Source organism: Sphingomonas sp. M1-B02 (genome assembly GCF_026167525.1).
Classification (GTDB): Bacteria; Pseudomonadota; Alphaproteobacteria; order Sphingomonadales; family Sphingomonadaceae; genus Sphingomonas.
Window position 1 is genome coordinate 3,007,349 of the sequence record NZ_CP110679.1, and the last position, 25,390, is coordinate 3,032,738.

General features: G+C 66.4%; 24 protein-coding genes. 13 read left to right on the plus strand and 11 right to left on the minus strand.

Annotated elements, in window-relative coordinates; genetic code table 11:
* Positions 1–6 precede the first annotated feature (6 nt).
* Together OKW87_RS14450 and OKW87_RS14455 are read left to right on the plus strand one after the other, a co-directional pair.
* Positions 7–705: an SDR family NAD(P)-dependent oxidoreductase gene (locus OKW87_RS14450; protein WP_265540565.1), complete on the plus strand. Its 699-nt coding sequence runs from the start codon at positions 7–9 to the stop codon at positions 703–705.
* Entirely contained in the window at positions 695–1,681 is a 987-nt protein-coding gene (locus OKW87_RS14455; protein WP_265540567.1) for a 50S ribosomal protein L11 methyltransferase, read from the plus strand. Before OKW87_RS14450 ends, OKW87_RS14455 begins: the two co-directional genes overlap by 11 nt.
* 7 nt (positions 1,682–1,688) lie before the next feature.
* Here the strand turns inward: OKW87_RS14455 and phhA are convergent, their stop codons facing one another.
* The gene (gene phhA / locus OKW87_RS14460) at positions 1,689–2,555 is read right to left on the minus strand and encodes a phenylalanine 4-monooxygenase (protein WP_265540569.1); all 867 of its coding nucleotides are present in this window, start codon (positions 2,553–2,555) and stop codon (positions 1,689–1,691) included.
* Positions 2,556–2,655: 100 nt separating this feature from the next.
* Here phhA and OKW87_RS14465 point away from each other — a divergent pair, with 100 nt between their 5' ends.
* Positions 2,656–3,396 carry an esterase/lipase family protein gene (locus OKW87_RS14465; protein WP_265540571.1) on the plus strand — a complete coding sequence of 247 codons (741 nt, stop codon included), beginning with the start codon at positions 2,656–2,658 and terminating at the stop codon, positions 3,394–3,396.
* On the opposite strand, the gene OKW87_RS14470 is transcribed toward OKW87_RS14465, so the two are convergent.
* Complete coding sequence (locus tag OKW87_RS14470) at positions 3,369–3,656, minus strand: hypothetical protein (protein WP_265540572.1); 288 nt, start codon at positions 3,654–3,656, stop codon at positions 3,369–3,371. The two genes, OKW87_RS14465 and OKW87_RS14470, sit on opposite strands and share 28 nt — an antisense overlap.
* Positions 3,657–3,667: 11 nt before the next feature.
* The gene (locus OKW87_RS14475) at positions 3,668–4,717 is read right to left on the minus strand and encodes a glycerophosphodiester phosphodiesterase (RefSeq protein WP_443025108.1); all 1,050 of its coding nucleotides are present in this window, start codon (positions 4,715–4,717) and stop codon (positions 3,668–3,670) included.
* A 68-nt stretch (positions 4,718–4,785) separates the two neighbouring features.
* Between OKW87_RS14475 and OKW87_RS14480 the strand changes: the two genes are divergently transcribed.
* Together OKW87_RS14480 and OKW87_RS14485 are read left to right on the plus strand one after the other, a co-directional pair.
* The gene (locus tag OKW87_RS14480) at positions 4,786–5,700 is read left to right on the plus strand and encodes an XdhC family protein (RefSeq protein ID WP_265540576.1); all 915 of its coding nucleotides are present in this window, start codon (positions 4,786–4,788) and stop codon (positions 5,698–5,700) included.
* Positions 5,687–6,283 carry a nucleotidyltransferase family protein gene (locus OKW87_RS14485; protein ID WP_265540578.1) on the plus strand — a complete coding sequence of 199 codons (597 nt, stop codon included), beginning with the start codon at positions 5,687–5,689 and terminating at the stop codon, positions 6,281–6,283. The genes OKW87_RS14480 and OKW87_RS14485 overlap by 14 nt, the downstream gene beginning before the upstream one ends.
* 1 nt (position 6,284) lies before the next feature.
* Here OKW87_RS14485 and OKW87_RS14490 read toward each other — a convergent pair whose 3' ends face one another.
* Genes OKW87_RS14490 through OKW87_RS14505 form a run of 4 tightly spaced genes read right to left on the minus strand, consistent with a single transcriptional unit; the run spans position 6,285 to position 11,055 of the window.
* On the minus strand, positions 6,285–7,493 hold the full coding sequence (locus OKW87_RS14490) for an ABC transporter permease (protein ID WP_265540580.1): 1,209 nt from the start codon (positions 7,491–7,493) through the stop codon (positions 6,285–6,287).
* The gene (locus OKW87_RS14495) at positions 7,493–8,203 is read right to left on the minus strand and encodes an ABC transporter ATP-binding protein (RefSeq protein ID WP_265540582.1); all 711 of its coding nucleotides are present in this window, start codon (positions 8,201–8,203) and stop codon (positions 7,493–7,495) included. The genes OKW87_RS14490 and OKW87_RS14495 overlap by 1 nt, the downstream gene beginning before the upstream one ends.
* Positions 8,193–9,593, minus strand: coding sequence for an efflux RND transporter periplasmic adaptor subunit (locus OKW87_RS14500; RefSeq protein ID WP_265540584.1), 1,401 nt, complete (start codon positions 9,591–9,593; stop codon positions 8,193–8,195). Before OKW87_RS14500 ends, OKW87_RS14495 begins: the two co-directional genes overlap by 11 nt.
* A complete protein-coding gene (locus tag OKW87_RS14505) occupies positions 9,583–11,055 on the minus strand; it encodes an efflux transporter outer membrane subunit (protein WP_265540586.1) in 1,473 nt (490 codons plus the stop codon). The genes OKW87_RS14500 and OKW87_RS14505 overlap by 11 nt, the downstream gene beginning before the upstream one ends.
* Before the next feature lie 173 nt (positions 11,056–11,228).
* Between OKW87_RS14505 and acs the strand changes: the two genes are divergently transcribed.
* Positions 11,229–13,166, plus strand: a complete 1,938-nt coding sequence (gene acs, locus OKW87_RS14510; RefSeq protein WP_265540588.1) for an acetate--CoA ligase — start codon at positions 11,229–11,231, stop codon at positions 13,164–13,166.
* Positions 13,167–13,449: 283 nt separating this feature from the next.
* On the opposite strand, the gene OKW87_RS14515 is transcribed toward acs, so the two are convergent.
* On the minus strand, positions 13,450–14,103 hold the full coding sequence (locus tag OKW87_RS14515; RefSeq protein WP_265540590.1) for a hypothetical protein: 654 nt from the start codon (positions 14,101–14,103) through the stop codon (positions 13,450–13,452).
* A gap of 103 nt (positions 14,104–14,206) precedes the next feature.
* Positions 14,207–15,802, minus strand: a complete 1,596-nt coding sequence (locus OKW87_RS14520) for a peptide MFS transporter (RefSeq protein ID WP_265540592.1) — start codon at positions 15,800–15,802, stop codon at positions 14,207–14,209.
* A 125-nt stretch (positions 15,803–15,927) separates the two neighbouring features.
* On the opposite strand from OKW87_RS14520, the gene OKW87_RS14525 reads away from it, so the two are divergent.
* Together OKW87_RS14525 and OKW87_RS14530 are read left to right on the plus strand one after the other, a co-directional pair.
* Entirely contained in the window at positions 15,928–16,527 is a 600-nt protein-coding gene (locus OKW87_RS14525) for a nitroreductase family protein (protein WP_265540593.1), read from the plus strand.
* 18 nt (positions 16,528–16,545) lie between these two features.
* On the plus strand, positions 16,546–16,902 hold the full coding sequence (locus OKW87_RS14530) for a GntR family transcriptional regulator (protein ID WP_265540594.1): 357 nt from the start codon (positions 16,546–16,548) through the stop codon (positions 16,900–16,902).
* A 180-nt stretch (positions 16,903–17,082) separates the two neighbouring features.
* Here the strand turns inward: OKW87_RS14530 and OKW87_RS14535 are convergent, their stop codons facing one another.
* The gene (locus OKW87_RS14535; protein ID WP_265540595.1) at positions 17,083–18,291 is read right to left on the minus strand and encodes an LL-diaminopimelate aminotransferase; all 1,209 of its coding nucleotides are present in this window, start codon (positions 18,289–18,291) and stop codon (positions 17,083–17,085) included.
* Between the two features lie 98 nt (positions 18,292–18,389).
* On the opposite strand from OKW87_RS14535, the gene OKW87_RS14540 reads away from it, so the two are divergent.
* The 3 genes from OKW87_RS14540 to clpS all read left to right on the plus strand — a co-directional run bounded on the left by OKW87_RS14540 (position 18,390) and on the right by clpS (position 21,540).
* Positions 18,390–20,129 (plus strand): PHA/PHB synthase family protein, encoded by a 1,740-nt coding sequence (locus tag OKW87_RS14540; protein WP_265540597.1) that lies wholly within the window; start codon positions 18,390–18,392, stop codon positions 20,127–20,129.
* Between the two features lie 32 nt (positions 20,130–20,161).
* Entirely contained in the window at positions 20,162–21,022 is an 861-nt protein-coding gene (locus OKW87_RS14545; RefSeq protein ID WP_265544139.1) for a phasin family protein, read from the plus strand.
* A gap of 167 nt (positions 21,023–21,189) precedes the next feature.
* A complete protein-coding gene (gene clpS, locus OKW87_RS14550; RefSeq protein ID WP_265544141.1) occupies positions 21,190–21,540 on the plus strand; it encodes an ATP-dependent Clp protease adapter ClpS in 351 nt (116 codons plus the stop codon).
* A 191-nt stretch (positions 21,541–21,731) separates the two neighbouring features.
* Here the strand turns inward: clpS and OKW87_RS14555 are convergent, their stop codons facing one another.
* A complete protein-coding gene (locus tag OKW87_RS14555) occupies positions 21,732–22,469 on the minus strand; it encodes a Crp/Fnr family transcriptional regulator (protein ID WP_265540598.1) in 738 nt (245 codons plus the stop codon).
* 121 nt (positions 22,470–22,590) lie between these two features.
* Here OKW87_RS14555 and murA point away from each other — a divergent pair, with 121 nt between their 5' ends.
* On the plus strand, positions 22,591–23,874 hold the full coding sequence (murA, locus tag OKW87_RS14560) for a UDP-N-acetylglucosamine 1-carboxyvinyltransferase (protein WP_265540599.1): 1,284 nt from the start codon (positions 22,591–22,593) through the stop codon (positions 23,872–23,874).
* A gap of 69 nt (positions 23,875–23,943) precedes the next feature.
* Entirely contained in the window at positions 23,944–25,383 is a 1,440-nt protein-coding gene (locus OKW87_RS14565; RefSeq protein WP_265540600.1) for a S41 family peptidase, read from the plus strand.
* Positions 25,384–25,390: the final 7 nt, after the last annotated feature.

Genomic DNA, 25,390 nt, shown 5'->3' on the forward strand with positions numbered 1-25,390 from the left:
CGAGGGATGACCAACATTCTTCTCACCGGCAGCAGCCGGGGCATCGGCGCCGCGATCGCGACCAGTCTAACCGGCGAAGGCCTACGGCTCGTGGGGCAAGGCACGCGCAGCGGGATCGCCTCCGACTTCGCCGATCCGGCCGCACCGCAAGCGTTGTGGACGCAGGCGCTGGACGCGCTCGACGGGCGCATCGACGTGCTGGTCAACAATGCCGGGGTGTTCGAAGCGACGCCCCTCGATCTCGATCATGACGATTGGGTCGCGGGCTGGGAGCGGACCATGCGGATCAACCTCACCGCCTCGGCCGAGTTGTGCCGGCTGGCGGTGCGCCACTGGCAGGCCGAGGGACGGCCGGGCCGGATCGTCAACGTCGCGAGCCGCGCCGCCTATCGCGGCGATTCTCCCGCGCACTGGCATTATGCCGCGTCCAAGGCGGGGATGGTGGCCATGACCAAGACGATCGCGCGTGCCTATGCCAGCCAGGGCATCCTCGCCTTCGCGATCTGCCCCGGTTTCACGATGACGGGCATGGCCGAGGATTATCTGGCGAGCCGTGGCGGCGACAAGTTGCTCGCGGATATTCCGCTGGGGCGCGTCGCCGATCCGGAGGAAGTCGCGGTGCTCGCGCGCTTCTGCGCGCTCGAGGCGCCGGCGTCGATGACGGGCGCAGTGCTCGACATCAACGGGGCGAGCTATGTCCGCTGAGCGTCCGCCAGCGCCAGCGTCCGGCGGCGCGACCAACGAGAAAGCGGTCGACAGCTGGAAGACGAGTTTCCCCTGCACGCGCGCCGAGGCCGAGGCGATCGACGCAAGCGAGTTGGCGATCGACGCGGTGCTGATGACGACAGAGGAAGTCGAGGACGATGTCGAGCATTGGCGGCTCGACGCCTATAGCGAGGACGAGCCCGACGCGGCGATGATCGCGGTGCTGCGAACCCTGGTGCCGAGCGCTGCCGCGATCGAGCCGCTGATCGAGCCGCTGAGCCCTGAGGATTGGGTTACGATGAGCCAGCAGGGGCTCGAGCCGATCCGGGAGGGGCGCTTCGTGGTGCACACCAGCGCGCATCCGGTGGCGGCCGAGGCGGGGAAGCGCGCCTTCCTGATCGACGCGGGCCGCGCCTTCGGCACCGGGCATCATGCCACGACCTCGGGCTGCCTGGCGATGCTGGACGGGATGGCCGTGCGCGATTTTGCGAATATCATCGATATCGGCACGGGCACCGGCGTGCTGGCCTTCGCCGCGGCCCATCTGTGGCCGGACGCAGCGGTGATGGCGACCGACATCGACGCGATGGCGGTGGAAGTCACGCGCGAAAATGCCGCGCTGAACGGGGTCGAGGGCATCGCGCTGATCGTCGCGGACGGTGCGCTCGAGGCCGGGATTACCGCCCGCGCGCCCTATGACCTGCTGATCGCCAATATCCTGGCCGGGCCGCTGGTATCGATGGCGCCGGAGATCGCGGCGATCGCGGATCGCGAAGCCACCATCCTGCTCGCCGGCTTGCTCGAGACCCAGCGCGAACAGGTCGTCACGGCCTTTGCGGCATGCGGCTGCACGCTGGAGACGATGGACCGGCGCGGCGACTGGACGATCCTGCGGCTCGCTGCAGGCGCCGAGCGCTTCGTGCCCGCGTCGCCGCCCGATCCCAAGGGCCGCGACGGTTGGGCGCTGGATATCTAACGGTCCGTCAAACCTTCGCCTCGGCATATTCCTGCGTGCCGCGCGTGATCATCACATCCTCGGGCAAGATCGTCCCAACCGGCACGTCCGGCTGCGCGAGGAGCGTGCCGTAGAGCGGCGCGAAATCCGTCTCCAGCGTCAGCCGCAACAACTCGTCGAAGCTGGGGATCACGAAATAATTCTGCTGGAAATCGTCGATCCGATACTCGGTGCGCATCACCCGCTCGAGATCGAAGCGGATCCGGTTCGGACTCGGATCCTCCAGCGCGAAGCGCGTTTCGGCGAAGCTGGAGACGATGCCCGAGCCATAGATGCGCAGATTGCCCGCTTCCTCGACCAGCCCGAATTCGACGGTGTACCAGTAAAGCCGCCCGAACTGCTTGAGAGCGCCCAGTTCGAGCGCGCGATTGCCGCCGCGGCCATAGGCTTCGAGATAGTCGGCGAAGACCGGATCGGCGAGCATCGGCACATGGCCGAACACGTCGTGGAAGACGTCGGGCTCCTGGATGTAATCGAGCTGATCGGGGCGACGGATGAAATTGCCCGCGACGAAGCGGCGATTGGCCATATGATCGAAGAAGACGTCGTCGGGGACGAGCCCGGGGACCGCGATCACCTGCCAGCCGGTCAGCTTCATCAGCCGCTCGGACAATTCCTCGAAATGGGGGATGCCGCCGTCGGACAGGCGCAGCGCGTCGAGCCCCTTGAGATAGGCCTCCGACGCGCGCCCGGGCAGGAGCTTCGCCTGCCGCGCGAACAGCCGGTCCCAGGTGGCATGCTCCTCGGGCGTGTAGGCGTCCCAATTCTGCGGTATCGTCCAGTCGGCCGACGCGCCCTCGGGCGGGCGATCCAGCACATGCGTATCTTCTGCCATGTCCGAGAGCATAGCATGCCGCAGGCCCGTAACAAATGAGACCGATTGTTCGGCGTCGGATAGTCTGGCTACTTATCCGCTCACGGTTTGGAGCGCTGCAATGGCATTAGTCCCGCGGGGACGCGCGGAGCCGCCGCCCAGGCTGGCAGTGGCGCGCGAGTGGCCACGGGCCTTCTGGACGCTGGCGCGGCTGGGTCTGGGCTGGAGCGATCTCCAGAAGTTGCCGCGCGGCGACGGGCGACCGGTGCTGCTGCTGCCCGGGCTGTTCAACAGCGACCGATCGAACCTGGCGATGCGGGCATTGCTGATCCGGCTCGGCTATCGCGCGTTCGGATGGGAGCTGGGGCGCAATTTCGGCGCACGCACGGTCGGCGTCGAGGCCGAGCGGCTGTTCGCGCGCGTGGCGGCGATTCATGCCGAGACGGGCGAAAAGGTGACGCTGATCGGCGTTTCCCTCGGCGGGATCATGGCGCGGCTGGCGGCGCACCGGCATCCCGAGATGGTGCGCGAAGTCATTACCGTCAGCGCGCCCTTTGCCGGGCCGCCGACCGCGACCAACGTCTGGCGGCAGTTCGAATGGCTGACCGGCGAGAAGATAGGCGATCCGGCGGTGGTCGCGCGGCTGGAGGAAGCGGCCCGACCGTTGCCGGTGCCGGCCACGGCGATCTGGAGCCGAAGCGACGGGCTGGTCAACGGCCTCATCTGCCGCGAGGAAGACGGCCCGCAGGCGCGCGCGATTGAAGTCAGCAGCAGCCATCTGTTCGTGCAGATGAAGCCCGAAGTGCTGCGGGCGGTAGCGTGCGTCCTGGCGGGTCAGTCGCCGTCGGGGCCGGCGCGATAGCCGTCATAGGCTTCGCATTTATGGGGGTTCTTGCGGCATTCCTTGTCGCGCTTCTTGCGCTCCTTGCCCTCGCGCGCTTCCCGCTCGCGCATCTTGCGGCCGTAATTGCGGTCCGATTCTTCCTGGCTGGTGGTCGACCAGTCGACGACCTGCCCCGTCGCCCGCACCGGCAAGGTGGCGACATCGACGATCGTCTTGGCGATGCAGCCGCCCGAGAGCAGAGGCAGCCCTGCGGCGGCGAGGATCAACAATCTACGCATGGGAAACCTCTTCATGGTGCGGGCCGGGCCGAAGTCGAAGCGCGCGCGGTCGCCCCGATATGGGGGAAATCGGTGAAAAATCCGTCGACGCCGAGGGCGAGGAAGAAGCCGATCTCGTCGGCGATCCGGCCATGATCGGCGAGGCTGCCGGCGCTGCGAAAGGCGGGGGTCAGAAAGAAATTCTCGGCGCGGAAGGTCCAGGGGTGGACCTTCAGCCCGGCGGCATGCGCATCGGCCACGAGCGGGGTTGCACTGCCCGATGCGGGCAGGATCATCGCCCGTTCGGGGCCGATGCCCGCTGCGTAGGTGGCGATCGCCTTCAGTCCTTCGGGCGTTGCCATGGCGGCATAGGTCGGCGTCGCGCCGTCGGCCGGGCCGCCGCTCGCGCTGAGCAATTGGATGAGCGGTACGCGCGTCATGGAGTGGAGCTGCTTCAGATTGGCGACTTCGAACGACTGGATAAAGACCGGCGCGTCGGCGCGGTCCCAGCCCGCAGTCTTGAGCGCGGCGACGAGGCGCGCTTCAAGCGGCAGGCCGATCGTGGCGAAATAGGTGGGATGCTTGGTCTCGGGATAGATGCCGATCGTGCGGCCGGTTTCCTGCGACGCGCGCTTGGCGAGCGCGATGATCTCCTCCAACGTCGGAATCTCTGCCTGGCCGTCATAGCGCATGTTGCCCGGGCGGAACTGCGGCAGCCGCTCCTTGGCGCGCAGGGTCTTCAGCTCGGCTAGGGTGAAATCCTCGGTGAACCAGCCGGTCGTGGCGATGCCGTCGATCGTCTTGCTCGTCTTGCGATCCGCAAATTCGGGATGCGCGGCGACGTCGGTCGTGCCGGAAATCTCATTCTCGTGCCGCGCGACCAGCGCACCGTCTTTGGTCGGAACCAGATCGGGCTCGATAAAGTCCGCGCCCTGTTCGATCGCAAGCTCATAGGCGAGCAACGTATGTTCGGGGCGCTCGCCGCTGGCGCCGCGATGGGCGATGAGGATCGGCTGGGCGGTCACCCCGCGATCCTGCACCGCCGCGCACCCCTGCGCCAGCAGTAGTGCGGCCAACAGTATCGATCTCGCCACGAAACTTTCCATTGGCTACGCGTTAGGCAGCGGATGTGACGGTAACGAGGCGAAGCGTGGCGGAAAACGATTCGGTGATGGCGGCGGCGCGGGCGTGGAGGGGTAGCCCGATGGCGCTCGCCACGGTGGTCTCGACCTGGGGCTCGGCGCCGCGGCCCCGCGGCAGCCATATGCTGGTCCATGCCGACGGGCGCTTCGAGGGGTCGGTCTCGGGCGGCTGCGTCGAAACCGACATCTTGGCGACTGCGGCGGAAGTGATCGCGGGGGCACCGCCGGTGGTGAAGTCCTATGGCGTGGCGGACGCTGCGGCGTGGGAAGTCGGACTGCCGTGCGGGGGCGAGATTGCGGTGCTGGTCCAGCCGGTCTCCCCCGATGGCTTTGACCCCGGATTGTTCGATGCGATCGGCGCGGCGCAGGTTGACGGCACGGGCTTCGACGTGGCGACCGACCTCGCCAGCGGACGTAGCGCGCCCGGTTCCGTGGGGGATTTCGTCAATCGCTACGATCCGCCGCGCCGGCTGCTGATCGTCGGCGCGGTGCAGATCGCGCAGTCGCTGGCCGGGCTCGCGCGCGAACTCGGCATCCGCACCTTCGTGATCGATCCGCGCGGGCGCTTCCTCACCGAGGAACGCTTCCCCGGCGTGATGCTCGACGATCGCTGGCCCGACGAGGCGGTCACCGCTCTCAAGCCCGATCGCGCCACGGCGGTGGTAACGCTGAGCCACGATCCCAAGATCGACGACGACGCGCTGATCGCGGCGCTCGCGCATCCGACGCGCTACGTCGCGGCGCTGGGCTCTCGCAAGAGCCAGGCCGCGCGGCTCGCGCGGTTGGCGGCGGCGGGCGTTTCGCCGCACGATCTGGCGCGGATCGAGGGGCCTGCGGGAATCGACATCCGCGCGATCGGGCCCTCCGAAATCGCACTTTCGATCGCTGCGGCGATGGTACGGAGTTTTCATGTTGAAGCCTGAGCAGGTTGCCCTGATTTTGCTGGCCGCGGGCCGGTCGCATCGTTTCACCGACGCCGACAAGCTGGCCGAACCCTTTCTCGACAAGCCGCTCGCTTATCATGTCGTGACGGCGCTCGAGAATGTGCCGTTCATGACCCGGATTGCGGTCGTCTCGGGCACCAGCCTCGATTTTGCCGCGCGCGGCTATCGGGTGGCGATGAACCCCGATCCAGCGCTCGGCCAGGCTCGTTCGCTGTCGCAAGGAATATTGGCTGCACGCGAGGCGGGGGCAGAGGCGGTGCTGGTCGCGCTGGCCGATATGCCGCGGGTGACCGCGACGCATATCCATCGCCTGCTCGATGCCGCCGATGGCCCCGCCACGATCGTCGCCTCGAGCGACGGTGTGCGGCCGCTGCCGCCCGCCTTGTTTGGTCGCGACCAGTTCGATGCGTTGCTTGCGCTGCGCGGCGACGAGGGCGGCCGCGAACTGATCAAGCGCGGCCACCATGTCGTGACGACCCCCGCCGAGCTGGTGGATATCGACACGCGCGAGGATCTCGAGGAACTGCGCGCGCTCTATGGACTGCCGACCGACGGGAAGTGAATCACTCGTGCCGGAGCGCGTCGATCGGGTTGAGGCTTGCCGCGCGCCTGGCCGGGAAATAGCCGAAGACGACGCCGATGATCGCCGAAATCGCAAAGGCGATGACGTTGATCTGCACGTCGAACAGGAAGGGAAGGCTGCCGAGATAGGACATCAGCCCCACCGCCAGCTGCGCCAGCACCAGCCCGATCACCCCGCCGAGCATCGACAATACCACCGCTTCGACCAGGAACTGCATCAGCACTTCGCTGGCAACCGCGCCGATCGCCAGCCGGATGCCGATCTCGCGCGTTCGTTCGGTGACCGATACCAGCATGATGTTCATGATGCCGATCCCGCCGACGATCAGGCTGATTCCCGCCACCGCCGCGACGATCTGGGTTAGCAGGGTCGTCGTGCCGGTCAGCGTCGCGCTGATTTGCGCCGTGTCGAAGATGTTGAAATCGTCCTGCTTGCCCCCGGTGATCGCGCGGCGCTCGCGCAAAAGATCGCTGATCCCGGCCTGGACCTGCGCGGTCTCGTAATCGGGATCGGTGCCGACCAGCATCAGCCTGATGTCGCGGTTGCCGGTGAAGCGGCGCTGGACCTGCTTGATCGGCATGATCACGACATCGTCCTGATCGCCGCCGAACCCGGCCTGGCCGCGCGCCGAGAGCACGCCGATGATGTCGCACGAGACGCCGTTGAGCCGCAGCCGCTCGCCGACGGCGCTGCCGCCGCGGAACAGGTTGGTGCGGATCGTGTTGCCGATGATGCAGACGCCCTTGCCGGCCTGCTCCTCGGCATTGTTCCAGATGCGGCCCTCGACCAGCGGCCAGGGCTGGACCTTGAAGAAATCGGCGGTGGTGCCGTTAATCGTGGTCGACCAGTTCGAGCCTTCATAGACTGCGGTCGCAGTGGTGCTCGCCTGGGGCGCGACGGCGAGGATGCCGGCGACCTGGCTGCGGATCGCCTGGACGTCCTCTTCCTCGAAATCGGGTGGACGCGGCCCGCCGCCGCCGCGGCCGAAGCCCTGGCCGGGGCGGATCTGGAGGATGTTGGTGCCGAGCGACGAGATCTGCTGCTGGACCGCGGCGGTGGTCGCCTTGCCGAGCGTGACCATCGTCACGACCGCGGCGACGCCGATGATGATGCCGAGCGCGGTGAGGATCGAGCGGAGCTTGTGGCGCAGGATCGATCGGATCGCGAGGGTAAGGGTGGTGCCGAACATCAGGCGTGGACCTTCGCATTCTTCTCGATGCGCTCGATCAGCCCGTCCTTGAAATGCACCAAGGTCCGCGCGAAGGCGGCCATGTCGGGCTCGTGCGTCACCATCAGCACCGTGATGCCGCTATTCTGATTGAGATCGGTCAGCAGCTCCATAATCTCGACCGAACGCTCGGAATCGAGATTGCCGGTCGGCTCGTCGGCAAGCAGGACGGCGGGGCTGGTGACGATCGCGCGGGCGATGGCGACGCGCTGCTGCTGGCCGCCGGACAGCTCGGCGGGGGTATGGTCCCACCATCGGTCGAGACCGACCTTTTCGAGAGCGGCCATCGCCGTCTCGCGCCGGACCTTCTTCTCGTCGCCGCGATAGACCAGGGGCAACTCCACATTCTCGAGCGCCGAGGTGCGCGCGAGCAGGTTAAAGCCCTGGAAGACGAAGCCGAGATATTTGCGGCGCATCAGCGCGCGCTGATCGCGGCCCAGTTGCTCGACATGGAAGCCCTCGAACAGGAACTGGCCCGCACTCGGCACGTCGAGGCAGCCGAGGATGTTCATCGTCGTCGACTTGCCCGAGCCCGACGGGCCCATCACCGCGACGAAATCGCCGGCTTCGATGTCGAGGTCGATGCCCTTCAGCGCCTGGAACTGGGTCGCGCCTTCGCCATAGACTTTGGTGACGCCGCGCAGCTGGATGAGCGGGGCGTCACTGGGCACGCTGGCCTCCGCCCTGCGCGCCGCCGCCCGATCCGCCGCCCTGGCGCCGCTGGCCCGAGCCCTTGCGCTGCGCGCCGCTCGAGGAGAGCTGGCCGGTGATGACCACATCGCCGGGCTTGAGACCGCCGCTGGTGATTTCGGTGACGGTGCCGTTGGTGTCGCCGGTGGTGACCTGGACCGCCTGGGGCTTGCCGTCGGCGCCCTGGATATAGACGGTCTGGGTCGCGCCGCGCGTGACGGTAGCGGTCTTCTCGGCGGCGTTGCCGCGCCGCGGACGGCTTGGCACCAGCGCACCGGTGATCCCGCCCCCCGAACCGCCGGCAGCGGGCGCGGCGGTGGGCGTGAAGCGCAGCGCCGCATTCGGCGCGAGCAACACGTTGGGACGCGCCTTGGTGACGATCTCCGCCGTCGCGGTCATGCCGGGTCGCAGCTGGAGATCGGGGTTCGAGACGCTGAGCGTCGCGGCATAGGAGACGACCTGCGCGGCGGTGGTGGTGCTGGTGGTCGACGCCGCCTCGCTTGCGGTCAGATTGGAACCGAGATCGACTCGCGTGATCGTCGCCGGGAAGGTCTTGCCCGGGAAGGCGTCTACCGTGAAGCTCGCGGTCTGGCCCTGCTGGACCGAACCGACATCGGCCTCGTCGATCGAGACCTGCAGCTCCATCGTCGAGAGGTCCTCGGCGATGACGAACAGGACGGGCGCCGTGAAGGACGCGGCGACCGTCTGCCCCGGCTCGATCTGGCGGGCGAGGACGACGCCGTTGACCGGCGAGCGGATGACGGCGCGCGAGCGCTGGGTCTGGTTCGATGACAGCGAGGCGCGGGCTGCGGCGACATTCGCCTCGGCGGCGCGGCGGGTGGCGACGGCGCGCTGGACCGCGGCGCGGGCCTGGTCAAGCTCGACCTTGGCGGGAACCCGCCCGCCCGAGAGCCGGCTGACTTCCTCCAGCCGTTGGAGTTGCGCCTGCGATTCGCTCACGGTCGCCGCCGCCTGCGAAACCTGGGCGATGTTGGCGTTGAGCGTGGCGACGCTCTGGGCGATCGCGTCGTCGAGCCGTTCGGTGTCGATCAATGCGATCGCCTGGCCCTTGGTGACGCGATCGTTGACGTCGGCGGTCACGCTGGTGACCAGGCCCGACAATTCGGAGCCGACCGTGACCTGATTGTTCGGCGCGAGCTTACCGGTCGCCGACACGGTGACCGTGAGGTTGCCGCGCTCGACCGGGGCGGTCGCATAATTGACTTCGTCCGAGCCGCCGAAGATCCGCCAGACGAGCAAGAGGAGCAGCAGCATGCCGACCGCGATCGCGATCCATTTGAGATAGCGCCGCCACCAGGGCACCGCCGGCGTGCCGAGGAATTCGTCGAGCTGCTTGGTGTCAGTTGCCATCGGTGCGTGCCTGTTCGGGTGCCTGGGGGGTGGTGGTGCTGTCCCATCCGCCGCCCAGTGCGAGATAGAGTGCGATGAGAGCCGTCGCCTGATCGGATTGGGCGGTGACCAGCCCGTTGCGTGCCGAAAGCAGTTGGCTTTCGGCCTGGTTGAGTGTGGTGAAGTCGCTCAACCCCGAGCGATATTGGAGCCGCGCCAGCAGCGCCTGGTTGCTCGCGGCCTCCTCGGCGATGCGGAACTCGACTTCGCGGCGCTGCGCCGACTGGAGTGCGACCGCGGCATTCTCGATATCCTCGAGCGAGGTCAGCACGGTCTGCTTGTACGAAAGAAAGGCGCCGTCGGCCGCGGCCTGGGTCGCGCGTACCTGGCTTCGCCCGCGGCCGGCGTCGAAGATCGTCTGGGCGATATTGGCGAACAGGCGCCCGGTGATCACGTCGAAGATCGAGGTGATCGCGCTGCTCCCGCCGTCGATGCTGCCGCCGATCGCGAGGGAGGGATAGAGCTGCGCCTGGGCGACGCCGATCTGCGCGGTGGCGGCGGCGAGATTGCGCTCGGCGGCGCGGATGTCGGGACGTTGGCGCAGCGCCTCGGCGGGAATGCCGGCGGCGACCTCGGCCGGGCCGCGGGGAATGGGGCGCGCCGCCTCCAGCTCCGCCTTGAGCGCGCCGGGCGCCTGGCCGGTAAGCACGCCGATCCGCGAGACGAAACTGTTATAGTTCGCCTCCAGGCTGGGGATCGTCGCCGCGGTCTGGGCGCGCTGCGCACGTGCCTGCTCCTGGTCGATCGTCGAGACCAGCCCCGCCTGGACCCGCCACTGCGCGATCTGGAGATTGTCCTCCTGCAGCGCGAGCGAGTTGCGGGCGTTGGCGAGCTGCGCCTGCGCGGCGCGGGCGAGGACATAGTTGCGCGCGGTCTCGGCCTGGATCGAGATCAGCACGGTCGCATAGTCGAATCCCGCCGCCTCATAGCTTGCGCGCGCCGATTCGACCCCGCGGCGCACGCCGCCGAACAGGTCGACCTGATAGCTGGCGTCGGCCCCGAGCGAGAAGCTCGTGCCGCCGCCCTGCGAGAAGGATGTGACGGTGCCGTCGGGAAGGGTCGTCGTGGTCGTGCCGCCGCGAAGCGATTCGCTGCGCGAAGCCCCGCCCGATGCGCCAAGCGTCGGGAACAAGGAGGCGCGCTGCTGTACCAGCGATTCGCGCGCCTGGCGCAGCCGCGTCACGGCCAGCGCGATGTCGAGATTCGAAGTGCGGGCGCGCTCGACCAGCGAGCCCAGCGTCGGATCGTCGAACTTGCCCCACCAGCGCTGCAGATCCTCGCGCGACTGCTGGTCGACCGGCACCGAATAGGCATCGGGAACGCCGAGTTCGGGGGCGGTGCGGGGGCGATAATCGGGGCCGGTCGCGCAGGCCGCGAGCGGCAGCGCAAAGGCGATCGTCAAGGCAAGGCGGCGTTGAACCATCGCCGCTAGATGGCTGGCGGGCCTGCGATATTCTACCGAAATATTGTCGCAGTTTGTCGCAAGTGGCGGAAAACCGCGCTTTGGAGCGCTGCCGCAACAAGATCTGCGACTTGCGCAGCGATGCCGCTTCGCCACAAGGAGGACCAAATGCAGATCGTGGAGCGGACCCCGTAATGAGCGACAGCCTGTATCCCGTCCCCGAAGACTGGGCGCGTCGTGCACGCGTCGACGCCGCCGGATATGAGAAGCTCCATGGCCGCAGCATCGCCGATCCGGGCAGCTTCTGGCTCGAGACGGCGAGGCGGCTCGACTGGATCAAGCGGCCCGAACTTGCGGGCGACTGGTCGTTCGACGAGGATGATTTCCACATCCGCTGGTTCGCCGACGGCAAGCTGAACGTCGCGGCAAATTGTGTCGACCGGCATCTGGCAAAGCGCGGCGACGCGGTCGCGATTCTCTGGGAGCCCGACGAGCCATCCGAGGCGCCGCGGCGCTACACCTATCGCGAGCTGCACCAGGAAGTCTGCCGCTTCGCCAACGTGCTGAAGGCGCAGGGCGTCCGCAAGGGTGACCGCGTGACCCTCTATATGCCGATGATCCCCGAGGCGGCGTTCGCCCTGCTCGCCTGCGCGCGGATCGGCGCGGTGCATTCGGTGGTGTTCGGCGGCTTCTCCCCCGAAGCATTGGCCGGGCGGATCACCGATTGCGACAGCGCGGTGGTGATCACCGCCGACGAGGGCCGGCGCGGCGGCAAGAAGATCCCGCTCAAGGCCAATGTCGATGCCGCGGCGGCGCATGCAAGCGCGCTGGAAAAGGTCATCGTCGTCCGCGCGACCGGCGGTGAGGTTAGCATGCAGCCGGGCCGCGACGTCTGGTATCATGAGGCGGCGGCCCTGGTGTCAGTCGACTGCCCGTCCGAGCCGATGGACGCCGAAGATCCGCTCTTCATCCTCTACACGTCGGGATCGACCGGCAAGCCCAAGGGGGTGCTGCACAGCTCGGCGGGCTATCTGCTCTGGGCGAGCTACACCCACGAGCTGGTGTTCGATTATCGCCCTGGCCAAATCTATTGGTGCGCCGCCGATATCGGCTGGGTCACCGGGCACAGCTATATCGTCTATGGCCCGCTGGCGAACGGCGGCACGACCCTGATGTTCGAAGGCGTGCCCAACTGGCCCGACGCGTCGCGCATCTGGCAGGTGGTGGACCGCCACAAGGTCGAGATTCTCTACACCGCCCCCACCGCGCTGCGCGCGTTGATGCGCGAGGGGGACGGCTTCGTCCAGGCAACGTCGCGCGCCTCGCTCAAGCTGCTCGGCACCGTCGGGGAACCGATCAATCCCGAGGCATGGCGCTGGTATCATGACGTGGTCGGCGAGGGGCGCTGCCCGATCGTCGATACCTGGTGGCAGACCGAGACCGGCGGGCAGATGATCTCGCCGCTGCCGGGCGCGACGGCGCTCAAGCCCGGATCGGCGACGCTGGCGCTGCCGGGCGTCGATCCCCAGCTGGTCGATGCGGAGGGGCAGGTGCTGCACGGCGCGACCGAGGGCAATCTGGTGATCGCGCGCAGCTGGCCGGGGCAGATGCGCACCGTGTGGGGCGATCATGCGCGCTTCTTCCAGACCTATTTCACCACCTATCCGGGCAAATATTTCACGGGCGACGGCTGCCGCCGCGACGAGGACGGCTATTACTGGATCACCGGGCGGGTGGACGACGTCATCAACGTGTCGGGCCACCGGATGGGCACCGCCGAGGTCGAGAGCGCGCTGGTGCTGCATCGTCGGGTGGCGGAGGCCGCGGTCGTCGGCATGCCGCACGAGATCAAGGGGCAGGGCATCTATGCCTATGTCACGCTGAATTCGGGCTGCGAGCCGAGCGAGGAATTGCGCTCCGAACTGCGCGACTGGGTACGCAAGGAAATCGGCCCGATCGCCGCGCCCGACGCGATCCAGTTCGCACCCGGCCTGCCCAAGACGCGCTCGGGCAAGATCATGCGCCGCATTTTGCGCAAGATCGCCGAAGGGGATGTCTCTTCGCTCGGAGATACGAGCACGCTCGCGGATCCGGCGGTGGTAGACGATCTGGTGGCGAACCGGATCGTTTGAGCCTCACCTTCCTGGATTTCGCCTGGACATGGCGGAGATTGCTGCATCGCAGCAGGCCTCGATCGCTTTCCGTCATCGATCACCGTGTTACGCCCCCGCCCAAGCGGTGCGCCGGTGCACGCGCCGATCGGGAATGCAAAGGCGGCGTGGCTTTGGTCCCTGTTAACCGGGATGCTGTAAAGGGGGGACCGGTCCCGGGTTGACGACCGTTAAATGCATACTTACCTCTGGCGACCGACCGCCGGGGGGGCATGGAGGACGCGTTGCGTAACAAGGAAATCGATTAGCGCTTCCAATCGACCAGCGAACGGGCCGGTCGACGTGGCAGCTTCTCTTCGCGCATGGCCTTGTAGCCGGTAGCCTTTGAGCAAAGCGCAAGCGCGTTTTCCAAATAGCGGCTATTGGCTCCGCGTTCCGCACGCAGCGCGATATGAGCTTGCAAATTGCCGATGACATTGATCACGAGTTGGTCGTAAAGATCGAGTACGTCATCCTCGGGCAGCAGATTGCGCTCGCACAGGTGACCGACAGTCTCACACCACAACGCTACCCGCATCAGCAGCTTGTATTCGTCAGATGCAGAATCCTTGTCTGCCGACGGATCGCCGTCATAGGTCCGGGATCTTGTCCACACTTCGTCGGCATATTTGGAGATTTTCTCCGCGACGATACGGTCTTTCTCCTCCTTGGTCACCGGCGGCTCCCGTTTCTCCACTTCGCTTTCAAACCGGTTGCGTAAAGCGCCCATCTTCTGACGCGACTGGGAGACCTCGGAAGATTCAAATTCACGATCTATTTCAAGCAACAGCTTGCCGCGCTCGAACTGGGCGCTGCGATGTTCTTCGCGGCGGATCAGATTCAATTGCCACAATCCGGCAACCACGCCGACGACCGCGGTGATTGCAACTATCCAGTCCGGAACCGAGCCCCAGTCCATCATCCTCTTCCCCCCGCACTGATGCTAACGCAGCTATTCTCGCGGTGCCAGCCTCCAGCCTGTGGGATCGGAGCGAAATTCTACGATCGTACTGACGACATCTTCAGCGCGCCTCGCCGTCGGGACGGGTCCCCGCCGCGGCCGGCTCGGCAAGTTGCGATTCGCCCGCCAGGCCGTGGCCAGCGCCGTCCTCGCCCAGCGTATCGAGATGCATGAGCTTCTTGATCAGCCAGCTGACCGGAATCGCGATCACGCCGATGATGATGATGTACCAGCCGATCGACCAATAGACTTCGAGCACGCGATCGGGACCTGCGCCTTCGCCGCCGGTCGCCTGGGCGATCTTGGCAGCGAGGAAATTGCCCGCCGCGGTCGACAGGAACCAGGTGCCCATCATCAGCCCGACCATCGAGCCGACCGACAGCCGGGTCATGCTGGAGAGGCCGACCGGCGAGAAGCAGAGCTCGGCCATCGAGTGGAGCAGATAGAGCAGGATCACGAAGATCATCGGGGTCATCGCGCCGTCGGTGCCCGCGCCGGCGACGAGGATCAGGAAGCCCAGCCCGATCTGGATGAAGCCGAACGCGAATTTGAGCGGGGCGCTCGGCTCAAGCCCGCGCTTGCCGAGCCAGGTCCATAGCACCGCGAACACCGGGGCGAGGGTGATGATCCAGAAGCTGTTGACCGACTGGAACCAGGAGGCCGGCATTTCCCAGCCGAACAGATGGCGATCGACTCGCTCGTCGGTGAAGACGTTGAGCGACGAACCGGCCTGCTCGAACAAGGCCCAGAAGAGCGGGCAGAGCGCGATCAGATAGAGTGCCGCGAAGATCCGGTCGCGTTCGCGCTTCGGCAGGGTGAACACCGCGCGATAGAGGATGAAGCCGACAACAAGCAGCCAGAAGATGCTGAGCAAGCCGCCGACGATGTCGCGATCGCGCAGCAACAGGAAAGACACGCCGACCGCGGCGACGGCGCCCAGATAGATCAGCCATTCACGCGAGACGCCGATCGGGGTGCGCGTTGCCAGCAAGGCGGGATCGGTCGGCGCGCCGGCATGGTAGAGCTCCTTGCGGAACAGCACGAAGACGACGAGCCCGAGCAGCATGCCGATCCCCGCCGCGCCGAAGCCATAGCCCCAGCCGACGCGCTCGCCGAGATAGCCGACCAGGATCGGCCCGGTGAAGGCGCCGAGATTAATGCCCATGTAGAAGATCGAGAAGGCGCCGTCGCGGCGGACATCCTCGCGCGGGTAAAGCTGGCCCACCAGCACCGAGATATTGGCCTTGAGGAATCCGGTGCCGACGATGATGAAGGCGAGGCCCAGATAGAAGCCGTTGAGATAGAAGCCCTGTTGCCCCTGCGGCCCTTCGACCAAAGCGATCAGCAGATGGCCGATCGCGATGAAGACGCCGCCCGCCAGCACCGCCTTCCTGGCACCCAGGTAGCGATCGGCGAGATAGCCGCCGATCACCGGGGTGATATACACCATCGAGGTGTAGGCGCCGTAGACTGCGTAGGCCGGATCAGTGTCGAACAGGAAGTGCTTGGTCAGGTAGAAGATCAGGATGGCGCGCATGCCGTAATAAGAGAAACGCTCCCACATCTCGGCGAAAAACAGCATGTAGAGCCCGCGCGGGTGCCCCAGAAAAGTCTTTGCCGTCGCGGGTACGCCCCCGCTGGCCGCAGCTGTCGCCATGCGTGCTCAGGTCCCTTTGAAATTTGCCTTTCCCCAAAAGGGGATATGGCGGCACAGACTAGCGGCGAAACGGCGGCTGTGAAGCCCGGTTGTTGCCGCGGCACCCAGTTGCTAGGCGGTCGGGCATGGCCTTCAACGACCGCTCGACTCCGCTCTCGCTGCTCCAGACCCGCCGCTCGGGCAAGCCGCGCGACATGATCGCACCGGGTCCGAGCCCCGAGCAACTGCGCGCGATGGTGGCGATCGCCGCGCGGACGCCCGATCATGGTAAGCTGGCCCCGTGGCGCTTCGTGACCGTGCCCGAGGCGGCGCGTGTGGCGCTGTCGGAGCGCATGCAGCAGATCTTCGCCGAGGAGCGGCCCGACGCGACATCGCGCGACCTGGAGTCGGTCGAGCAGTTCGTGCTGCAGGCGCCTGCGCTGGTCGTGGTGCTCTCGGCGCCGATCGTCGGGCACAAGATCCCGCTGTGGGAACAGGAGCTTTCGGCGGGCGCGGCGTGCATGAATTTGCTCCACGCCGCGCATGCGATGCGCTTCGTCGGCTCGTGGCTGACCGGCTGGGCGGCCTATTCGGACAAGGTGCGCGATCTGTTCGGCGCGGCGCCGCAGCGGATCGCCGGCTTCGTCTTCATCGGCACGCCGGGGCGCGATCTGGAGGAACGGCCGCGTGGGCAATTGTCCGAGATCGCAAGGATTTGGGACCCCGCCACTGGACCCCGCGCATAATTGGTGTATTAAGGCAGCATGACAGCTTTAGAGCATGACGACTCACCCGTATACCTCAAGCTTCGCGCCACGATCTCCGCGGCGATCCTGCGCGGGGAGTATAAGGCAGGGGACCAGCTTCCGTCGGTGCGCGCGCTTGCGGCGGAGCATGGCGCCAATCCGCTGACCGTGGCGAAGGCCTATCAGAGCTTCCAGGACGACGATTATGTCGAGGTCCGCCGCGGCGTCGGCATGTTCGTGCTTCCGGGCGCGGTCGAGCGGCTACGTGTGGCCGAGCGCGAACGCTTCCTGACCGGACATTGGCCGCGGGTGCGCGAACATATCGCGCTGCTCGGGCTCGACGTGCGCGAATTGCTGGACCGCGAACTGGCCTGAAGCGCCGGCCCAAGCCCCCGCGGGGGCCGCACCCACTGTCGTCATCCCCGCGAAGGCGGGGATCCAGAGCCAAGCAGGACTGGACGGGCAGAGTCACCCTGGATCCCCGCCTTCGCGGGGATGACGGGTAAAAGGCGGGATGGCGATTCTAGGTGGATTGACGGTCCATAGGGTCGCGTCTCAGCCCGCCTTCACGCTCGGCGTATTGACCCCCATCGACTGCAGATATTTCCGCACGTTGCGCGCCGCCTGGCGCAGGCGCTGCTCGTTTTCGACCATCGCGATCCGGACGAAACCCTCGCCATTCTCGCCGTACCCGACGCCCGGCGCCACCGCGACCTTGGCGTGGCTGAGCAGTTGCTTCGAGAACTCGAGCGAACCCAGATGCGCCAGCGCCGGCGGCAGGGGCGCCCAGGCAAACATGCTCGCGGCAGGGCTGGGAATGTCCCAGCCGGCGCGGGCGAAGCTCTCGACCATCACGTCGCGGCGCTTGTGATAGAGCATGCGGTTCTTCTCGACGATGTCCTGCGGCCCGTTGAGCGCGGCGCAGGCGGCGGCCTGGACGGGCGTGAAGGCGCCATAGTCGAGATAGGATTTCACCCGCGTCATCGCGCCGATCAGCTTACGGTTGCCTACTGCGAAGCCGATCCGCCAGCCCGCCATCGAATAGGTTTTCGATAGCGACGTAAACTCGACCGCTACGTCCTTGGCGCCCTTCACCTGCAGGATCGAGGGCGTCGGCTTCCCATCAAAGTAAAGCTCCGAATAAGCCAGGTCGGAGATGATCCAGACCTGATTCTCCTTCGCCCAGGCAACCAGCCGCTCGTAGAAAGCGAGGTCCACCGCCTCCGCGGTCGGATTCGACGGATAATTGACCACCAGGATCGAAGGCCGCGGCACGGTGAAGTTCATCGCCCGCTCGAGGCTCTCGAAATAGGCCTCGTCGGGGGTCGTCGGCACCGCCCGGATCGTCGCGCCTGCGATGATGAAGCCGAAGGTGTGGATCGGGTAGCTCGGGTTCGGCGCGAGCACGACGTCGCCGGGCGCGGTGATCGCGGTGGCGAGGCTGGCCAGCCCCTCCTTCGATCCCATCGTCACGACGACTTCGGTCTCGGGATCGATGTCCACCCCGAAGCGGCGGCCGTAATAATTTGCCTGTGCCTTGCGGAGCCCGGGAATGCCCTTCGACTGCGAATAGCCGTGGGCGTCGGGCTTGCGCGCGACTTCGCACAGCTTGTCGATCACATGCGCCGGGGGCGGCAGATCGGGGTTGCCCATCCCCAGGTCGATGATGTCCTCGCCGCCCGCGCGCGCCGCGGCCCGCATCGCGTTCACTTCGGCGATGACATAAGGGGGCAGGCGCTTGATGCGGTAGAACTCTTCGGACATGGTCGGACCTCCAGGCGTTGTCCTAGCCTTGTCGTCCCGCGCGCGAAACCCAGGGACTGCAGAAGCGCGCAGAAAGCGCATTAACTGGAGAGACGGCGATGGCCGAAACCAAAGAGAGCAATCAATCGCTTCCCAGCCTGGAGGAGCTGCAGCACTGGACCTGGGTGCTGGGACGCGCGCAGCAGATGATGCTGGAGAACGGGCTCGACGCCGTGAAGGCGACCCCGGCCACGCCTGCGTTCAGCGCCTTGCTCGATCCCACCGTGGCGGTGCGCGCGACCGCGGGCTTCTGGGCCGATACGATGCAATTGTGGCAGCGCTTCCTCGATCCGGTGCACGCCCAGCCCTTCGAGGAGACGCCCGAGCAGGCGCGCGACAAGCGCTTCAAGGCGCCGCAATGGCGCGAGGAGCCGCTGTTCGATTTCCTGCGCCAGAGCTATTTCGTCATCGCGGACAATATGTTGAAGGGCGTCGACGCGATCGAAGGCGTCGACGAGAAGCAGAAGGAGCAGATTCGCTTCGCGACCAAGGGCTTCATCGACGCGCTGAGCCCCAGCAATTTCCCCGCGACCAACCCCCAGGTGATCGAGCGGATGGTGGAGACCAAAGGCGAGAGCCTGCTCAAGGGGCTCCAGCATATGATGAGCGACCTCCAGAAGGGGCAGATGACGCAGACCGCCGAGGGCGCGTTCGAGCTCGGCCGCAATCTGGCGATGACTCCGGGCAAGGTCGTCAAGCGCACCCCGCTCTACGAGCTGATCCAATATTCGCCGGCGACCGAAGACGTCTACGCGACCCCGCTGCTGATCTTCCCGCCCTGGATCAATCGCTTCTACATCCTCGATCTCACCCCCGAGAAAAGCTTCATCGCCTGGGCGGTGGCGCAGGGGCTGACCGTGTTCGTCGTCTCGTGGAAGTCCGCCGACGCGTCGATGAAGGACGTGATGTGGGACGATTATGTCGAGCGCGGGCAGATCGACGCGATCGACACGGTGCGCGATCTGCTCGGCGTCGAGGGAGTCCACACGATCGGCTATTGCGTGGCGGGCACGACGCTGGCGGCGACGCTGGCGGTGCTTGCTGCGCGCGGCGAGGCGGAGAAGGTCAGGAGCGCGACCTTCTTCACCGCGCAGGTCGATTTCTCGGAAGCCGGCGAGCTTTCGGTGTTCGTCAACGACGACCAGCTCGCGATGATCAAGAGCCTGGGGACCGAGGGATTCCTCGACGGGCGCTATATGGCGACGACCTTCAACCTGCTGCGCGGGCGCGACCTGATCTGGAACTATGTCACCAACAATTATCTGATGGGGCAGGATTATGCGCCGTTCGACCTGCTCCACTGGAATTCGGACGTCACCAATCTGCCGTCGGCCTGGCATCTGAGCTACCTGACCGATCTCTATCGCGACAACAAGCTCGTCGCCGGCACGCTGAAGATCGGCGAGACCCCGATCGACCTGACCACCGTGAAGACCCCCGTCTACGTCCAGGCCGGGCGTGAGGATCACATCGCACCGGCGCCCAGCGTGTGGAAGCTCACCCACTATTTCCAGGGCCCGCTCAAATTCGTGCTCGCCGGATCGGGGCACATCGCCGGGGTGGTGAACCCGCCGGCTGCCGGCAAATATCAATATTGGACCAACGATGCGCAGGTGGAAACGCTCGACGATTTCGTCGCCGGCGCCACTGAAACCAAGGGCAGCTGGTGGCCCGATTGGGCGAAGTGGATCGAGGCGGTGGATCCCGGGAAGGTGCGTGCAAAAGCTGCACGTGTTCCCGGAAAGGGCAAGCTCAAGCCGCTCGAGGACGCCCCCGGAAGCTATGTTCGGACCCGCTGAAGGCCAGGTTTCCCTAGCGTAAACCCATTTTGGTGCAGTGCAACATTTTCCTCTTGCAATGCGTGCAACGGTCCCGTAGATACTGCAGTGCAGCAATCAGCCAAGGGACGATGGATATGGCCAGCAAGGGACCGAAGACGACGGCTAAGCCCGCCGCTCCGAAGCCCGTGGTGCGCGCCAAGACGCCGGCTGCGCCCGCGGTGAAGGCTGCTCCCGCCAAGGCTGAGAAGCCCGCGCCGGTGATCGCTCCCGAGCCCGTCGCTCCGGTCGCGAAGCCCGAGCCGGTCCCGGTCGCGGCGGTTTCGCAGGAAGCAGAAAAAGCCGTCGAGGCGGTCGAAACCAAGATCCTCGAACCCGTGGCAGAGCAGGCCCAGGCCGCCGTCGCGGAAACCGTCGATGCAACCGCAGCCGCGGGGGAAGCGGCGCGGGAAACCCTCATCAAGGAAACCATCACCATGCAAGCCACGATCGAAAACAGCACCGCCAAGGCCCAGGCCGTCTTCACCGATTTCAACGACCGCACCAAGCTGGCCGTCGAGAAATCGACCAAGATGGTCGAAGAAGCCAACGACTTTGCCAAGGGCAACCTTGAAGCCGTCGTCGAATCGAGCCGCATCGCAGCCAAGGGCTTCGAGACGATGGGCCAGGAAGCCGCCGAATATGGCCGCAAGTCGTTCGAGAACGCCACTGCCGTCATGAAGACGCTCGCGACCGTCAAGTCGCCGACCGATTTCTTCAAGCTGCAGAGCGACTTCGTCCGCACCTCGTTCGACTCCTATGTCGCCGAAGCGTCGAAGAACACCGAAGCGATGCTCAAGCTCGCCGGCGACGCCGCGCAGCCGCTGTCCAACCGCCTGGCGCTTGCCGCCGAGAAGGTGAAGACCGTAGCCTGATTTCAGGCTTCCAGTACCGCGTAAGAAGGGCGGCTACCTATCTGGGTGGCCGCCCTTTCGCGTCTTGCGGCGGCTTTCGTAGCGGGGGCATGTCGCGCGGCCTTGCCTCACCGGCGGCGAGCCCATATTTTCAGACGCATATGGCCCAACCCCACATCCTTATCGAAATGGCCGGAGACGGCGACAATGACGGCGACCAGGATGGTGGCCGCGGCGGCAACGATCCGTCGGTCGGCATCGCCACCCGGACCCGTACCCGCACCAAGAAGCCGACTCCCTATCGCGTGCTGATGCTCAACGACGATTATACGCCGATGGAATTCGTCGTGCTCGTGCTGCAGCGTTTCTTCCGGATGAACATGGAGGAGGCGACGCAGGTGATGCTCCACGTCCATCAGCGCGGTGTCGGCGTGTGCGGCGTGTTCAGCTATGAAGTGGCCGAGACCAAGGTCAGCCAGGTGATCGACTTCGCCCGGCAGAACAGCCATCCGCTGCAATGCACGCTGGAGAAGGCGTAGCAGCACGCGGTGGCGCTTTCGCTATGACGAAGGGGTTATCGTAAAATTTGCCTCAAGTGAATCTTCAACCCCGGCGAGGGCCGGGGCCCAGTATCGGGGGAATCACGGCGGCATCCCGCTTTCTCAAAGCGCTTGCAACCGGGCCCCGGCCTTCGCTGGGGTGGGGTAATCCCATTGAGCCGGATTCAAGTCTAACGCGTCGGCTTGGGCAGCCAGGCGAGATTGAGTCCCACATAGCGATTCACATAGTTGGCCGCGCGGATCAGGCCGCGCTCGTCGATCAGCGTGACCCGCCCGGCCTCGCGCCCGATCAGCCCTTCTTCTTCCAGCTGGCGGAGCATCCGGTTGACGTGGACCGCGGTGAGCCCGGTGGCGTCGCCAATCTCTTCCTGCGTCAGCCCCAACGTGAAGGCATCGACGATCGACTTGTCGGTGTGGCGAAGCCGGTTGCGCAGCTCGAGCAGCAACGCCGCCACGCGCGCCTTCGCGCTCGTCCGCCCCAGCGCCGCGAGCCGATCGGTGAGCGAGACCCGCTCGATCTGGCTGTAGACCAGGATCATCGCCGCAAGCCGCGGATGCTCGACCATCATGTCGGACAGCGTGTTGCGATCGAAGGGTGAGACGACGCAGTCGGATAGCGCCGCCAGCGTCTCGGGCGCCTCGACATAGATCGCGCTGGAGACCCCCAATATATCGCCGGGAAACAGGAAGCGCAGGATCTGTCGGCTGCCGTCGTCGAGCAGCACATAGCTCATCATCAGCCCCTTGCGGAGGATGAACAGCTCGCTGCATTCCTCATTCTCGCGCTGGAGCACCGCCCCGCGACGCACATGCCGCTGGCGTTCCTCCAATCTTTCGAGGGCGCCCCGTTCGACCTTGGTCAGATCGACGAGCTCGCCCAGAACATCCGCGAAACAACTACCCGACACGCTATTCGCTTCCCCCCGGTCCCATGCAAAGCAGTGCAGTGGAATCAATGCATTAAAGTCGATCAACTCGCCGCAATTGCGCTGCGCTTGCGTGCGCGCCGCGACGGGCTAGAAGCTGGCCATGGACCGTATCCTTATCCGCGGCGGAAACCGCCTTTCCGGCAAGATTGCCATCTCCGGCGCGAAGAACGCAGCGCTCACCTTGATGCCCTGCGCGTTGCTGACCGATGAACCGCTGACCCTGCGCAATCTGCCCCGACTCGCAGATGTCGACAGCTTCGGTCATTTACTTAACGAGCTCGGCGCATCGACCGCGATCGAGGGGACCAGGCCCACCGATTTCGGCCGGGTGATGACGATGCGCACCGGCCAGCTCAGTTCGACGGTCGCGCCTTATGATATCGTGCGCAAGATGCGAGCGTCGATTCTGGTGCTCGGCCCGCTCGTCGGCCGCGCCGGCGTGGCGACCGTGTCGTTGCCCGGCGGCTGCGCGATCGGCAATCGCCCGATCGACCTGCATCTGAAGGCGCTCGAGGCGATCGGCGCCGAGATCGAACTGGCCGCGGGCTATGTGAAGGCGACGGCCCCGGGCGGGCGGCTTTCGGGCGGGCGTTTCCGCTTCCCCGTCGTATCGGTCGGCGCGACCGAGAATGTGCTGATGGCGGCGGTGACAGCCAAGGGCGGCAGCGTGCTCGAAAATGCCGCGCGCGAGCCCGAGATCGTCGATTTGTGCAATCTCCTGGTGGCGATGGGCGCGTCGATCCACGGCATCGGCACCGAGACGCTGGAGATCGAGGGGCGCGACCGGCTGCATGGCGCGACCTACAAGGTGATGCCCGATCGGATCGAGGCGGGCAGCTATGCCTGCGCCGCGGCGATCACCGGCGGAGATGTGGACCTGGTCGGCGCGAACGCGAACGACATGCGCGCGACGCTCGACGCGCTGGTCGAGGCCGGCGTCACCGTGGAAGAGAAGAAGGGCGCGATCCGCATCGCCGCCCCCGATCGGATCAAGCCGCTGACGCTGTCGACCGCGCCCTATCCGGGCTTCGCCACCGACATGCAGGCGCAGTTCATGGCGATGCTCTGCATGAGCAGCGGCGCGAGCGTGCTTACCGAGACGATCTTCGAAAACCGCTACATGCACGTCCCCGAGCTCACCCGGATGGGCGCCAACATCGAAGTGCATGGACGTACCGCGGTGGTCCACGGCGTCGATCGCATGACCGGCGCGCAGGTGATGGCGACCGATCTGCGCGCATCGATGAGCCTGATCCTCGCCGGCCTCGCCGCCGAGGGCGAGACCCAGGTGAACCGGGTCTATCACCTCGATCGCGGCTATGAGCGGCTCGAGGAGAAGCTCCAGGGCGTCGGCGCCGACATCGAGCGCGCCGGCGACGGCTGACGCCCGGCGGTACGCTTGCAGGTTTCCCCCTCATGTGCATTATATGCCTAATACACATCGAGGTGGGGAATGGGACATCGGCTGACCGGATTGGGGCTGGCTTTGTCGCTGGCGAATATACCTATCGCGGGGGCGCAAGAGACGCCGGCCGCCTGGGACCCGACTCCCTGGATCGAGGACCTGGCGCAGGTCCGCGAAGCAATCGATCAGAAATACGCCAATCTTGAATGGCTGACGCAGGAACGCGAGGTCCCGCTCGACAAGGGCTTCGCGCAGATTGAGGCGGCAGTGAAGCGCGCGGGGAGCGACGCCGCGGCGCGGGCGGCGTTCGACCGGCTCGTCGAGCGTATCGGCGACGGCCACGTCCGGTTGCGGTGGAAAGCCCCGGCTTCGACGGCGCCGGCGGCAAGCGGAGGCCTGTGCGCCCGGCTTGGCTATAATGGCCGCCAGGTTCGGGCGGGCACGGCGGCGACCCTGCCGGGATATCGCGCCATCGACAGCGGCCCGTTTGCGGCGGGTCTGGTCGCGAGCGGCGGCACCCGGATCGGCGTGGTGCGCATTGGCGTGTTCGACCCGCACGGCTATCCCGTGCTGTGCGAGGCGGCTGCGGCGGCGGAAGCGCTCGCGCCCGACGCGCCGTGCGACGAGGTCTGCGCCGATCGGATCGTCACGCATGCCTATGCGGCCATGACGCGCGGTCTCGCGACGACGCTGGCGCGGTTGAAAGCCGAAGGCGCCGAGACGCTGCTCGTCGATATTGCCGACAATGGCGGCGGATCGGAATGGACCGAGACTGCGGCGCGGATGCTCAGCGCCCGCACGCTGACCTCGGCCTCGACGGCGTTCGTGCGGGGGCCGCACTGGGCTAGGATCTGGGGCGACCTCGGCGCCCGCCTGCTCGGCTTCGCGGCGAACGAGCGCGGCGCGGACAAGGCCCGGCTGCTCGCTTGGGCGGCGCAGGCCGAATCGGCGCAGCGCGAGGCGCAAACGCCGTGCGAACGGTCAACCGGCTGCTCTCGGATCGTCAAGGCGGCCTATGCCACCGGGCTGGTCGGGGACGCGCGGCAGGGCGCCTTTGCCGGTAAGCCCTGGGGCGTCCACGTCTTCAATCCAGCGCAAATCCCCTATGTTCAGGGCGCGTGGGACGGGCCGCTGGTGGTGCTGACCGACGGCGAGACCTGGTCGGCCGCCGAACAGTTCGCCGCGTTGCTCCAGGACAATAAGGCAGCGGTGGTGCTGGGTGGCCGGACCGGTGGCGCCGGCTGCGGCTATAGCTGGGGCGGCAGCCCGACGACGCTGCGCCATTCGGGCGCGGTGCTGCAACTCCCGGATTGCGTCCGCTTCCGCGCCGACGGCTCGAACGAGGTTCGCGGAGTCATTCCCGACATCTTGTCCGGTGCCCGCCCCACCGACGGATCGAAGCTGCGTGCGGCGTTGACCGCGGCGAAGCTCGACGAGGCGGTGGTGCGAGCCCGGGCGCTCCATGCTGCGACGTCGGGCATGCGCTGACCCGTTC